Below are 13,880 nucleotides of genomic sequence, written 5' to 3'. Positions count from 1 at the left end.
AGCCTGCCGTCTGGAGAAGATTTACTCTTCTTCCAGCTCGATATTGATGCCCAGCGAGCGGATTTCTTTCAACAATACGTTGAAGGACTCCGGCATGCCTGGTTCCATACGGTGATCGCCATCCACGATGTTTTTATACATCTTGGTACGGCCGTTTACATCGTCGGACTTGACGGTAAGCATTTCCTGCAAGGTGTACGCGGCACCATAAGCTTCCAACGCCCACACTTCCATCTCACCGAAGCGCTGACCACCGAACTGAGCTTTACCACCCAGCGGCTGCTGAGTAACCAAGCTGTAAGAACCGGTAGAACGCGCATGCATTTTATCATCAACCAAGTGGTTCAGTTTCAGCATGTACATGTAGCCGACAGTAACCTGGCGCTCGAACTGCTCACCGGTACGGCCGTCAAACAAGGTAATCTGACCAGAAGTTGGCAGGCCACCGAGCTGTAACAGTTCCTTGATTTCTTTTTCTGTCGCGCCATCGAAGACTGGTGTTGCGATTGGCATCCCTTTTTTCAGGTTCTCAGCCAGACGCAGTACTTCGTCATCAGTGAAGGTGCTCAGATCAACTTTCTGACAAACGTTGTCGCCCAGATCGTAGGCTTTCTGGATGAACTCACGCAGTTTGGCAACTTCTTCCTGCTTTTTCAGCATGGCGTTGATTTTCTCGCCAATACCTTTCGCTGCCATCCCCAAATGGGTTTCCAGAATCTGACCGATGTTCATACGCGATGGTACGCCCAGCGGGTTCAGAACGATGTCTACCGGCGTACCGTTTTCATCGTAAGGCATATCTTCGATCGGGTTGATCTTGGAGATAACACCTTTGTTACCGTGACGACCCGCCATCTTGTCACCCGGTTGAATCTGACGTTTAACCGCCAGATACACTTTAACGATTTTCAGCACGCCTGGTGCCAAATCATCGCCTTGGGTGATCTTACGACGTTTGGCATCCATCTTCTTCTCGAATTCGGATTTCATTTCGTCGTACTGCTCGGCCAACTGTTCCAGTTGGTTTTGCTTGTCTTCGTCGGTCAGACCCAGTTCCAACCAGCGGTCACGTGGCAGCTTGCTCAGCTTGTCAGCTTCGATGCCACCAGAAACCAGCACAGCGTGGATACGTGCAAACAGGCCAGCTTCCAGAATCTGCAATTCTTCAGTCAGGTCTTTCTTAGCCTGCTTCAGCTGCATTTCTTCGATTTCCAACGCACGTTTGTCTTTTTCTACGCCATCGCGAGTAAAGACCTGCACATCGATAATCGTACCGGAAACGCCGTTTGGTACACGCAGAGAAGAGTCTTTAACATCAGACGCTTTCTCACCGAAGATCGCACGTAACAGTTTCTCTTCTGGTGTCAGTTGGGTTTCACCTTTCGGTGTTACTTTACCAACCAGAATGTCACCGCCAGTCACTTCAGCACCGATATACACGATACCGGATTCATCCAGTTTGGAGAGCGCAGCTTCACCCACGTTCGGGATGTCGGCAGTGATCTCTTCAGGCCCCAGCTTGGTGTCACGCGACACACAGGCCAATTCTTGAATGTGGATAGTTGTAAAGCGATCTTCCTGAACCACACGCTCGGAGACCAAGATGGAATCTTCGAAGTTGTAACCATTCCAAGGCATGAAGGCTACGCGCATGTTCTGACCCAACGCCAGTTCACCCAGATCGGTTGATGGGCCATCTGCCAGCACGTCGCCGCGCTCGATTGGCTCACCCAGATTTACACACGGCATCTGATTGATACAGGTGTTCTGGTTAGAACGGGTGTACTTGGTCAGGTTATAGATATCAATACCGGCTTCGCCTGGGTACATCTCGTCTTCGTTAACTTTAATCACGATACGGGATGCATCTACGTACTGAACAGTACCGCCACGCTTGGCTACAGAGGTTACCCCAGAGTCAACCGCTACTGCACGTTCCATACCAGTACCCACCAGCGGCTTATCAGCACGCAGAGTAGGAACCGCTTGACGTTGCATGTTCGCACCCATCAAGGCGCGGTTGGCATCATCGTGTTCCAGGAACGGAATCAGAGAAGCACCAACGGACACCACCTGTTGAGTGGAAACGTCCATATAGTCAACTTGATCGCGGCTAAACAGGCTTGATTCACCTTTGCTACGACAAGTGACCAAGTCTTCGATGAAGCGGCCGTCTTCGTCCAGGTTGGAGTTCGCCTGAGCGATAACGAAGTTGCCTTCTTCAATAGCAGACAGATAGTTGATTTCATCAGTCACCAAACCGTCACGCACGCGACGATAAGGAGTTTCCAGGAAACCATACTCATTGGTCTGTGCGTACACGGACAAGGAGTTGATCAGACCGATGTTTGGACCTTCTGGCGTTTCGATTGGACATACACGACCATAGTGAGTCGGATGAACATCTCGAACTTCAAAGCCAGCACGTTCACGGGTCAAACCGCCCGGGCCCAATGCAGAAATACGACGTTTATGCGTAATTTCAGACAACGGGTTGTTCTGGTCCATAAATTGGGACAACTGGCTGGAACCGAAGAACTCTTTCACCGCAGCCGAAATTGGCTTAGCGTTGATCATGTCCTGAGGCATCAACGTGTCGAGGTCGCCCAGAGACAAACGCTCTTTCACTGCACGCTCAACGCGAACCAGACCAACACGGAACTGGTTTTCAGCCATTTCACCAACGGAACGAATACGACGGTTGCCTAAGTGGTCGATATCATCCACTTCGCCTTTACCGTTACGGATATCGATGAGCTTCTTCATCACTTCTGTGATGTCTTCTTTGCTCAGGATACCGGAACCTTCGATCTCGTCACGCAGCAGTGAACGGTTGAACTTCATCCGGCCAACCGCAGACAAATCGTAGCGGTCTTCAGAGAAGAACAGGTTCTCAAACAGATTTTCAGCTGCTTCGCGAGTTGGTGGCTCACCAGGACGCATCATGCGATAGATCTCAACCAGAGCGCTCAAGCGATCGCTGGTTGGGTCAACGCGCAGGGTCTCGGAGATATAAGCCCCGTGATCCAGGTCATTGGTGAACAGAGTTTCAATGCGTTTGTGACCAGCCTGGCTCAGCTTGGCCAACAGATCCAGTGACAGCTCCATGTTGGCTGCACAGATCAATTCACCGGTGTTCTCATCGATGTAGTCTTTAGCAACAACTTTACCGGCAATGTATTCAACCGGGACTTCGATGCTATCCACGCCATCTTTTTCAAGCTGACGGATATGACGAGCAGTAATACGACGCGCTTTCTCGACGTAAACTTTGCCATTTGCTTCGATATCAAAGGAAGCCGTTTCACCGCGCAGACGCTCTGGAATCAGTTCCATCTGCAGCTTGTTGTCACGAATTTCAAATACAACTTTATCAAAGAACAGATCGAGGATCTGGGCAGTGGTAAAGCTTAATGCACGTAAAATGATGGTCGCAGGTAATTTACGGCGACGGTCAATACGTACAAAAAGATTGTCTTTCGGGTCAAACTCGAAATCCAACCATGAACCGCGATAAGGAATAATTCGTGCGTTATACAGCACTTTACCCGATGAATGGGTCTTACCTTTATCACTGTCAAAGAATACGCCAGGACTACGGTGCAGCTGAGATACGATAACCCTCTCAGTACCGTTAATCACAAAGGTACCATTCTCGGTCATGAGTGGAATTTCACCCATGTAGACTTCTTGTTCCTTGATGTCTTTAACCGTACCTTCAGGAGCTTCCCGCTCATAGATAACCAGACGCAGCTTAACGCGCAGCGGTGCTGAATACGTCACACCACGGATCTGGCACTCTTTGACGTCAAACACTGGCTCACCAAGACGGTAGCTAACGTATTGCAGCTCCGAATTGCCACTGTAGCTCTGGATAGGAAAAACAGAACGGAATGCCGCTTCTAGGCCGTGCTGTCCTTCAGGATCTTGCTCGATAAATTTCTGGAACGAGTCAAGTTGGATAGAAAGGAGATAAGGTATATCCAAAACTTGTGGACGTTTACCAAAATCCTTACGAATACGTTTTTTCTCGGTATAGGAGTAAACCATAGGGTTCCTCAGCTCGCTGATCAGTGACCCACTCTGTCCGCCCTAAAGGACAGGTCATTCAACACTATTTTCTCGATCGGAAAGTCGAAACACTTTCCGTAATACCTTTTTCTATCACTCTTAAACCATTTCATCGCGTTACCTTGACTACCGAGCTACCCGAGTGGGTCGTAGCTGAGAACGCAGTATATTAAGTCGTCGATAGAAAGAAATATTGGGGTTAGTCAGTATCTAAACAGTGTGAAACTCCACTGACGCCCTACAGCGCAAAAAGGCTGGTGACTAAAAGTCACCAGCCATCAGCCTATAAAGTTAGGCTGCAAACTGAAAGCTATACTTACTTGATCTCAACAGAAGCACCGGCTTCTTCAAGAGCTTTTTTCAGTGCTTCAGCGTCATCTTTGCTTACGCCTTCTTTCAGAGCTGCTGGTGCAGACTCAACCAGGTCTTTAGCTTCTTTCAAGCCCAGGCCAGTTGCGCCGCGAACAGCTTTGATTACTGCAACTTTGTTGTCGCCGAATGCAGACAGGATAACGTCGAATTCAGTTTTCTCTTCTACAGCTTCAGCAGCAGCAGCAGGACCTGCAGCAACAGCAGCAGCTGAAACGCCGAATTTTTCTTCCATAGCGGAGATCAGTTCAACGATTTCCATTACAGACAGAGCTGCAACGCCTTCGATAATTTGGTCTTTAGTGATTGACATAACAAGTGTTCCTAAAATTCAGAAATAGATTATACGTTAAAAAGCAGTGTCGGAAAAACAGAGGGCGATTAAGCCGCTTCAGCTTCTTTCTGATCACGCAGCGCAGCCAAAGTGCGAACCAATTTGCCAGCAGCGGCTTCTTTTATGGTTCCCATCAGACATGCGATTGCTTCTTCGTAGGTCGGCAGAGTTGCCAAGCGGTCGATTTGAGCCGCAGGGATTAACTCGCCTTCAAAGGCTGCTGCTTTAACCTCGAATTTTGCATTCGCTTTCGCGAAATCTTTGAACAGACGAGCAGCTGCGCCCGGGTGTTCACTAGAAAATGCAATCAAGGTTGGACCAACAAACGTGTCTTTCAGGCACTCGAATGGAGTACCTTCAACTGCGCGTGACAGCAAGGTGTTACGAACAACTTGCATGTGAACGCCAGCTTCACGACCTGCTTTACGCAGTTCAGTCATTTTATCAACGGTTACGCCACGAGAATCCGCAACAACCGCAGACAGCGCACCTTTGGCTACTTCTTTAACTTCAGCAACAATCGCTTGCTTGCCTTGAAGATTTAGTGCCATTAGTTCTTGCTCCTGGATTAACCGGGGAATAATTCCCCGGAACTCACATCACCCAATTCACGACAAAAATGTCACTCACGGGCGTTGAAACACGGTGAGCAGAATCCAGAAAAGACAATTTTTTATAAAAAAGAAAAAATTTCTTTAGGCTCTGTCACCGTCTACGCAGGAAATTAAGTTCTTTGCAGAACACCTGCGGTCTTGGACGGAGGCTTGGATAGGCCAAGCTCCAACCGAAAAATTCTGTCGTTCACATGGTACGGTTAAACCGTAGTCAATAGAACCATGGGCGTAAGATTCTAGACAAACCTGACGCCCACGTAAAGCGATAAAAGCAATTAGTGATTAGCTCACTACTGCAGTCAGGCCGCTTTGATCAATAGAAACGCCAGCACCCATGGTTGTGGACAGGCTGATTTTCTTGATGTAAACGCCTTTCGCTGTAGCAGGCTTAGCCTTCTTCAGCGCAACTACCAGGGATTCCAGGTTTTCTTTCAGCTTCTCAGAGTCGAAATCAACTTTACCGATGGTAGTGTGGATAATACCGTTTTTATCGTTGCGATAACGAACCTGACCTGCTTTAGCATTCTTAACTGCTTCAGCAACGTTAGGAGTAACAGTACCCACTTTCGGGTTTGGCATCAGGCCACGTGGACCCAAGATCTGGCCCAATTGACCCACAACGCGCATTGCATCTGGAGAAGCAATAACTACGTCGAAGTTCATTTCGCCTTTCTTGATCAGGTCAGCCAGATCGTCCATACCAACCAGTTCAGCGCCAGCTTCTTTTGCTGCTTCGGCGTTAGCGCCTTGAGCAAATACAGCTACACGAACAGAACGGCCAGTACCGTGTGGCAATACAGTTGCGCCACGGACGTTTTGGTCAGATTTACGTGCGTCGATACCGAGGTTAACGGCAACGTCCACGCTTTCTACGAATTTAGCAGTAGCCAGCTCTTTCAGCAGGGCAACAGCTTCGTTGATATCGTATTGCTTAGTCACATCAACTTTGTCACGGATCACGCGCATGCGCTTGGTCAGCTTAGCCATTTATTAACCCTCCACTACCAGGCCCATGGAACGAGCAGTACCTTCGATAGAACGCATCATAGCGTCTACGTCAGCACCAGTCATGTCCGCAGCTTTGGTTTCTGCGATTTCACGAACCTGAGCAACGGTCACTTTACCTACTTTGTCTTTGTTCGGCTTGCCGGAACCAGACTTAATCCCTGCCGCTTTTTTCAGCAGAACTGCAGCTGGCGGGGTTTTAGTAACGAAAGTGAAAGAGCGATCAGAATAAACAGTAATAACAACAGGGATCGGCAGGCCTTTTTCAATGCTTTCAGTCTTAGCATTGAACGCTTTACAGAATTCCATGATGTTAACACCCTGCTGACCCAGTGCTGGGCCAACTGGTGGACTTGGGTTCGCCATACCAGCCGCTACTTGCAGCTTGACATAGGCTTGTACTTTCTTAGCCATTTACGATTTCCTCGATTTGGGTAGTATCGCCTCAGATGAGGCTCCCCGTGTTTTGCCTCGCACCGCCAGAAGCCGAGCAAGACATCTAAAAACAAAAGGCGCGAAATTATATTTTAATTCCGCACCTGATACAAGACTCAAATTTCAACCGGTGGCGAAAAATGAATCAGCCTTTCTCGACTTGGCTGAAGTCCAACTCGACCGGTGTTGCACGGCCAAAGATGGAAACAGACACTTTCAAGCGGCTCTTTTCGTAATCAACTTCTTCAACAACACCGTTAAAGTCGGCGAACGGACCATCGCTAACACGTACCAGTTCTCCCGGTTCGAACAGCGTTTTAGGACGTGGCTTATCACCCACTTGCTGAAGACGATTCATAATCGCATCAACTTCTTTATCACTAATCGGTGCAGGGCGATCGGAAGTTCCGCCGATAAAGCCCATCACACGCGGTACGCTACGTACCAGATGCCAGCTTGCGTCATTCATGACCATCTGGACCAGAACATAACCAGGGAAGAACTTACGTTCGCTCTTGCGGCGCAAGCCACCACGAATTTCAACGACTTCTTCCGTCGGAACCATGACTTCGCCGAACAGCTCTTCCATGTCCTGTAATTTGATATGCTCACGCAGCGATTGTGCTACGCGACCTTCAAAACCGGAAAACGCCTGAACGACGTACCAACGTTTTTTGGGTGCTTCAGACATCTTAGAACCTCAGGCCAGTAATAAACGATACTAAGCGAACCAGGATACCATCCAGTCCCCACAAAATCAGTGACATCACGGCAGTAACCGCGGCAACGATCAACGTGGTGTGTAGCGTTTCCTGGCGAGTAGGCCAAATCACTTTTCGCACTTCCGTGCGAGCTTCGCGAGCAAACGCTACTGTGGCTTTGCCTTTAACTGTCATCAGCGCAACAGCGCCAGCAACAGCAATAATTACAACAACTGCCAGCGCGCGCAGTGGAAGACTGAAATCTCGGTAATAATAATTGCCAACAATCGCTGCAATCAATAATACAGCAACTACCAGCCATTTAGCCGCTTCCAGGCCGCTCCCGCTCCCTTGAGCCTCGGTATTCGCACTCATAAACCAACCTGTCACTATGATTCAGAACAAACAACTTTGCCTCGCATAGCGAAGCAAACCAAACCGAAAGATGCTCTAGCTTTCCGGCACCATTCAGCACTATCCGCCGTACTGACAGAGCCCATCTCACCAATAATTATGAATCTAAAACCATTGATGAGATAGGTTCTGGTGTCACAACGTAGAAAAAGGGCATCAAATGATGCCCTTTTACCGCATGTCGCGTCAAATCTTATTCAATAACTTTAGCAACAACGCCGGCACCCACAGTACGGCCACCTTCACGGATTGCAAAGCGCAGACCATCATCCATGGCAATTGGTGCAATCAGATTCACAACCAATTTGATATTGTCGCCAGGCATAACCATCTCAATACCTTCTGGTAGTTCGATGGTACCGGTCACGTCAGTTGTACGGAAGTAGAACTGTGGACGGTAGCCTTTGAAGAACGGGGTGTGACGGCCGCCTTCATCTTTGCTCAGAATATAAACTTCTGATTCAAATTTGGTATGTGGTTTGATAGAACCTGGTTTAGCCAAAACCTGACCGCGTTCGATTTCGTCACGCTTGGTACCACGCAGTAGAACACCTACGTTCTCACCCGCGCGCCCCTCATCCAGCAATTTGCGGAACATTTCAACACCAGTACAGGTTGTTTTAACCGTTGGTTTGATACCAACGATCTCAACTTCTTCGCCCACTTTAACGATACCGCGTTCCACACGGCCAGTAACAACAGTACCGCGACCAGAGATAGAGAACACGTCTTCGATTGGCAACAGGAATGGCTTATCGATAGCACGTTCAGGCTGAGGAATATAACTATCCAGGGCATCTGCCAGTTCAAGAATTTTGGCTTCCCACTCTGGCTCACCTTCTAACGCTTTCAGCGCAGAACCGCGAATAACCGGGGTGTCATCACCAGGGAAATCGTATTGCGACAGAAGTTCACGAACTTCCATTTCTACCAGTTCCAACAGTTCTTCGTCATCTACCATGTCACATTTATTCAGGAAGACAAGAATGTAAGGAACACCCACCTGGCGACCCAGCAAGATGTGCTCACGAGTCTGCGGCATTGGACCATCAGTGGCAGCAACAACCAAGATCGCACCGTCCATCTGTGCAGCACCAGTGATCATGTTTTTCACATAGTCAGCATGGCCTGGGCAGTCAACGTGCGCATAATGGCGAGATGGAGTGTCGTATTCAACGTGAGAAGTATTGATAGTGATGCCACGCGCTTTTTCTTCTGGCGCGTTATCGATCTGGTCAAATGCACGGGCGCTACCGCCGTAAGTTTTAGCCAGTACGCTGGTGATTGCAGCAGTCAGGGTAGTTTTACCGTGGTCAACGTGGCCGATAGTACCCACGTTTACGTGCGGTTTTGTACGTTCAAACTTTTCTTTAGACATCGATTGTCCCTCTAAGACACGGAAGGTGGTTTCACCACATCAACCAAGCAAATGCTTGCTGAATCCATTACGCAGAAAGAAGATCAAGGGAGCGAGAAAAGAGGAAGTGGTGCTGATAGGCAGATTCGAACTGCCGACCTCACCCTTACCAAGGGTGCGCTCTACCAACTGAGCTATATCAGCACATCTTGGAGCGGGCAGTGGGAATCGAACCCACATCATCAGCTTGGAAGGCTGAGGTAATAGCCATTATACGATGCCCGCATCCTGGAACTCGGCTACCTAACTTATCTGCAGAATCTAAAAGGAAGGGCGTGGCCTCTTCACTCTTGAAAGGTTTTCACCTTTCTCTTATTTGTCGAGGTAGTCTCAGTTTTCTGAAGCTCCTGACATATAAGCCTGAATATGGTGGTGGGGGAAGGATTCGAACCTTCGAAGTCGATGACGGCAGATTTACAGTCTGCTCCCTTTGGCCGCTCGGGAACCCCACCTAATTGTAAGTACTTGAATGGTGCCGGCACCAAGAGTCGAACTCGGGACCTACTGATTACAAGTCAGTTGCTCTACCAACTGAGCTATGCCGGCATCAAGTGCAGCGCATTCTAGGTAGAGCAGACGCTCGATGCAACAAAAAAATCACTTAACTTGCGCTATCGCTCATAAAATAAACAATTTTGCGTGACTCGACGCATTTCCAAGCGACATCCGTTCAAATATTATCCATTACACCATAAATTGTCACCCTCGGATTATTCATTCAACTAACGGAGTAATGATGGATTTCATTCATCAACGGTCACTTCTATTGCTCTTTTCAAGTCCATCAAATGCCCTGATTTGAATCAAGGGGTCATGCATATTCGTGGTAAACCAATTACATAATGCACTCATCAGCCAGTAGTAATACAGGCTCAGGCGACGAAATATGCTGTATGCCATAAATGCTCCTAATTGATCGGAATACCTACATACATCAAAGAAATCGCTCAACATATATAAAAAACTCTACGCCAAAAACCAAGCTACCTATAATATGCAGTTTGATTCTTATCTGGAGTTGGCGTCCAGCGCCTTTCCCAACCTGCGTTTACAGGCAGAATTTGGCTTATGATAAAAAGAGAACAATCTTTAGCGACGCCTTACCTACAATTTGATCGTGCACAGTGGGCGGCCTTACGTGACTCGGTGCCGTTGACACTGACAGAAGAGGAAATCGTTAATCTTAAAGGGATTAATGAAGACCTTTCACTGGATGAGGTTGCGCAGATCTATCTGCCGTTGTCACGACTTCTCAATTTCTATATCAGTTCTAATTTACGTCGTCAGGCCGTGCTTGAACAATTCCTTGGAACTAACGGACAACGCATACCTTATATTATTGGTATTGCGGGTAGTGTCGCGGTTGGCAAAAGTACCACAGCACGCCTGCTACAAGCTTTACTAAGCCGTTGGCCGGAGCATCGTAGCGTCGAACTGATTACTACCGACGGCTTTCTTCACCCTAATAAGGTATTGAACGAGCGTGGACTGATGAATAAAAAAGGCTTTCCACAGTCTTACGATATGCACAATTTGGTGAAATTTGTTTCGGAAGTAAAATCCGGTGCCAGCGAAGTTACCGCCCCACTATATTCACATCTAATCTACGATGTGGTGCCTGATGGGAATAAGACCATCAAGCAACCAGACATTCTTATTTTAGAAGGCTTGAATGTGCTACAAAGTGGAATGGATTATCCTCACGATCCTCACCATGTATTCGTTTCAGACTTCGTGGATTTTTCGATATATGTCGATGCTCCAGAAGAGTTGCTACAAAATTGGTATATAAATCGCTTTCTTAAATTCCGTCAGGGCGCATTTTCTAATCCTAACTCATATTTCCATAATTATGCTAAATTGCCTGAAATCGAAGCAGTCAAGATTGCAACTAATCTATGGAAAGAGATCAATGGATTGAATTTAAAGCAGAATATATTACCGACACGTGAACGTGCCAGTTTAATAATGACAAAAAGTGCGAATCATGCAGTAGAGAATGTACGATTGAGAAAATAAACTATCGGGAGATATCGTCTCCCGATTTATTTATTAAATATCATTTAATACCACGAAGAGATATTTCCCCACCGATATAAGAGTTCAAAATTCCATTCTGTTCGAGTAATAATGCACCCTGTTGGTCAATCCCTCTGGCTATACCAAATATTTCCTGATTGCCAATAATCAACTTCACTGGACGATCCAGATAATTATCCAACTCTCGCCATCTTGATATAAAGACACTTAGGCCTTCGCTCTCAAATTTAATAATAGCGCTACGTAATTCACTCAGTAGCTCTGCTGTTAATTTATTGCGATCAATGGATACACCTGCTTCCTGAAGATTAATCCAGTCTTGATTAATTACGTTGTTCAGGGATTCACGCATAGTAAGATTAATGCCAGCACCAATAACCAATTGAGCTGCATCACCGGTCTTCCCCGTTAACTCAACTAATATTCCGGCTAACTTTTTATCATTTAAATATAAGTCGTTTGGCCATTTGACTTTAACTTCTGCCGCACCGAGTTTTCTTAATACTTCGGTCATTACTATTCCAACCACCAGACTTAGTCCCATAGCTGCTGCCGGCCCCTGATCCAAACGCCAGAACATCGAGAGATAAAGGTTTGCACCAAATGGAGAAACCCACGGCCTCCCACGGCGTCCTCTTCCCGCCTGCTGATATTCTGCAACGCAGGCATCACCAGATTGAAGCTCGCTGATACGGTCTAAAAGATACTGATTAGTCGAATCTATGACTGGCAATACTGTGACTTGGCCTTCAGGCAAATAGCCGGCGATCACATCCGCATCAAGCAACTGAATTGGTGCCGGGAAGCTATAACCCTTGCCAGGGACAGTAAACACATCTAAACCCCATTCTCTGAGTGTTTGCACATGCTTATTGATCGCGGCACGACTCATACCCAAAGTTTCACCTAACTGTTGGCCTGAGTGAAATGAACCATCAGCCAATAGAGCAATCAAGCGAAGTGGAACTGTAATATCTCTCACGATAGACTCTCCACCGCGTTAACTTCACCCATAGATGCAATAAAGCGAACCTCAGGCTCAAGCCAGACAGAAAATTTCAACGCAACCTTCTGACGTACATAGCTAGCAAGATCAACAATATCCTGACTTGATGCATCGTCCAGATTGATTAATACCAGCGCCTGATGTTGATGAACAGCCGCACCACCAATTCGGTGGCCTTTAAGAGCGCATTGGTCGATCAGCCAGCCCGCAGCGAGTTTTACAGAACTATCCGGTTGAAGGTAATGTGGTGCATTAGGATACTTTTTAAGTATTTCAGCAGCCTTATCAGCACTAACGATCGGATTTTTGAAGAAGCTCCCCGCATTACCTGTCACACTTGGATCCGGCAATTTGCTACGACGCATTGCACATACCGCATCAAAAATTTCATTGGCCGTTACAGTCAATGGATCGAGGCAAGTGAGATCACCGTAGCCTAGAGTAGGCTGCCATGCTTTATTCAGCTTGATACCTACAGCGACAATGGCAAATCCTTCGGCATAACTATGTTTGAAAGTGCTATCTCGGTAACCAAATGCGCAATCCTCCGCTAGAATACGACAGACTTTTCCGCTATTAAGATCCAGTAAATCAACATATTCACAAACCTTTTGCAGCTCAACACCATATGCGCCAATATTTTGGATCGGTGCTGAACCAACGCAGCCTGGAATCAGTGCAAGATTCTCTAATCCGGCCATTTTATGTTGCAGAGAATAGCACACTAACTGATGCCAGTTTTCGCCCGCACCAACATGTAGATACCACGCTGAATCATCTTCTCTACATTGGATGCCTTTAATGCGATTAAGAAGAACGGTACCGGAAAAATTCTCAATAAACAGTACATTACTACCTTCACCGAGTAATAAAACGGGCTGATTTGACACTTTTGCCTGATTCCAGGCAATAATAAGCTCAGAAATTGAGTCAGCGCTCACTACATGAGTTGCATATGCAGATAGTGCAAAAGTATTCAGATCTTTCAGGGGCGTGGCAGGGATAGACATGGCTTTAAATACTCATCCTAACTAAACTTTGAATAGTCTAACCGATCGTTATACACAGGTTTGAAATGTTTTGGTTCTAACACAGATTTTAGTAAAAAAATGAATCCCCCTATTTATTGACATTCCGCGATAATGCCCCTATCCCTATAATTTTAAGCATAATTAGTGTCAATAAGCACTCCATACTTGTTAGTCAGCATTCTTTATTGTCATACCCACGGTCAAAAACAGGTCGATTCCACTCAGGATCAATACTTGGACAGAAACAAACCGGTACTATCGCTCGCTAAACAAGCCAAGCAACGGTGGAGTGTGAATTCGGTGGGTTCCCTATCTGACAACATATTGACACGGAAAAATGTAAAAAATGAGTCATTGATTCCGATAAAACCGGCCAGCAATGCGCCCTGAGTGAGGCAAAAGGGCGGTCTTTCGCTCCGTGCATCTTGCCTTGCCCCTGAAAA

12 protein-coding genes and 4 tRNA genes are annotated in these 13,880 nt (G+C 47.0%); 1 reads left to right on the top strand and 15 read right to left on the bottom strand.

Annotated features, from left to right (window positions below; translation table 11 throughout):
* Positions 1-21 precede the first annotated feature (21 nt).
* The 12 genes from rpoB to DJ39_RS02965 form a co-directional block, all read right to left on the bottom strand.
* Complete coding sequence (gene rpoB / locus DJ39_RS03020; RefSeq protein WP_004722249.1) at positions 22-4,050, bottom strand: DNA-directed RNA polymerase subunit beta; 4,029 nt, start codon at positions 4,048-4,050, stop codon at positions 22-24.
* A 337-nt stretch (positions 4,051-4,387) separates the two neighbouring features.
* The gene (rplL, locus tag DJ39_RS03015; RefSeq protein ID WP_004722251.1) at positions 4,388-4,753 is read right to left on the bottom strand and encodes a 50S ribosomal protein L7/L12; all 366 of its coding nucleotides are present in this window, start codon (positions 4,751-4,753) and stop codon (positions 4,388-4,390) included.
* A gap of 68 nt (positions 4,754-4,821) precedes the next feature.
* Entirely contained in the window at positions 4,822-5,325 is a 504-nt protein-coding gene (gene rplJ, locus DJ39_RS03010) for a 50S ribosomal protein L10 (protein ID WP_004722253.1), read from the bottom strand.
* A 345-nt stretch (positions 5,326-5,670) separates the two neighbouring features.
* Complete coding sequence (rplA, locus tag DJ39_RS03005; RefSeq protein ID WP_004722256.1) at positions 5,671-6,375, bottom strand: 50S ribosomal protein L1; 705 nt, start codon at positions 6,373-6,375, stop codon at positions 5,671-5,673.
* 3 nt (positions 6,376-6,378) lie between these two features.
* A complete protein-coding gene (gene rplK / locus DJ39_RS03000) occupies positions 6,379-6,807 on the bottom strand; it encodes a 50S ribosomal protein L11 (RefSeq protein ID WP_004722257.1) in 429 nt (142 codons plus the stop codon).
* A gap of 166 nt (positions 6,808-6,973) precedes the next feature.
* Positions 6,974-7,519 (bottom strand): transcription termination/antitermination protein NusG, encoded by a 546-nt coding sequence (gene nusG, locus DJ39_RS02995; protein ID WP_004722260.1) that lies wholly within the window; start codon positions 7,517-7,519, stop codon positions 6,974-6,976.
* A gap of 1 nt (position 7,520) precedes the next feature.
* Positions 7,521-7,904 (bottom strand): preprotein translocase subunit SecE, encoded by a 384-nt coding sequence (gene secE, locus DJ39_RS02990; RefSeq protein ID WP_004722262.1) that lies wholly within the window; start codon positions 7,902-7,904, stop codon positions 7,521-7,523.
* A 232-nt stretch (positions 7,905-8,136) separates the two neighbouring features.
* On the bottom strand, positions 8,137-9,321 hold the full coding sequence (tuf, locus tag DJ39_RS02985; RefSeq protein ID WP_038244641.1) for an elongation factor Tu: 1,185 nt from the start codon (positions 9,319-9,321) through the stop codon (positions 8,137-8,139).
* A gap of 107 nt (positions 9,322-9,428) precedes the next feature.
* Positions 9,429-9,504 (bottom strand) — tRNA-Thr (locus tag DJ39_RS02980).
* Between the two features lie 6 nt (positions 9,505-9,510).
* Positions 9,511-9,585, bottom strand: a tRNA-Gly gene (locus DJ39_RS02975).
* Positions 9,586-9,727: 142 nt separating this feature from the next.
* Positions 9,728-9,812, bottom strand: a tRNA-Tyr gene (locus tag DJ39_RS02970).
* Between the two features lie 18 nt (positions 9,813-9,830).
* Positions 9,831-9,906, bottom strand: a tRNA-Thr gene (locus DJ39_RS02965).
* 522 nt (positions 9,907-10,428) lie between these two features.
* Between DJ39_RS02965 and coaA the strand changes: the two genes are divergently transcribed.
* Entirely contained in the window at positions 10,429-11,379 is a 951-nt protein-coding gene (coaA, locus tag DJ39_RS02960; RefSeq protein ID WP_004722265.1) for a type I pantothenate kinase, read from the top strand.
* Between the two features lie 40 nt (positions 11,380-11,419).
* Here the strand turns inward: coaA and birA are convergent, their stop codons facing one another.
* The 3 genes from birA to DJ39_RS18160 all read right to left on the bottom strand — a co-directional run.
* On the bottom strand, positions 11,420-12,382 hold the full coding sequence (gene birA / locus DJ39_RS02955) for a bifunctional biotin--[acetyl-CoA-carboxylase] ligase/biotin operon repressor BirA (protein ID WP_038244643.1): 963 nt from the start codon (positions 12,380-12,382) through the stop codon (positions 11,420-11,422).
* Entirely contained in the window at positions 12,379-13,416 is a 1,038-nt protein-coding gene (murB, locus tag DJ39_RS02950; RefSeq protein WP_004722270.1) for a UDP-N-acetylmuramate dehydrogenase, read from the bottom strand. The genes birA and murB overlap by 4 nt, the downstream gene beginning before the upstream one ends.
* A 248-nt stretch (positions 13,417-13,664) precedes the next feature.
* A partial coding sequence (locus DJ39_RS18160) for a hypothetical protein (RefSeq protein ID WP_211248560.1) occupies positions 13,665-13,880 on the bottom strand: 216 nt, incomplete at its 5' end.

Source organism: Yersinia ruckeri ATCC 29473 (assembly GCF_000754815.1).
Lineage (GTDB): Bacteria > Pseudomonadota > Gammaproteobacteria > Enterobacterales > Enterobacteriaceae > Yersinia > Yersinia ruckeri.
Note: the sequence above shows the minus strand (reverse complement) of the source record. Positions and strands in the feature narration are given on the sequence as shown.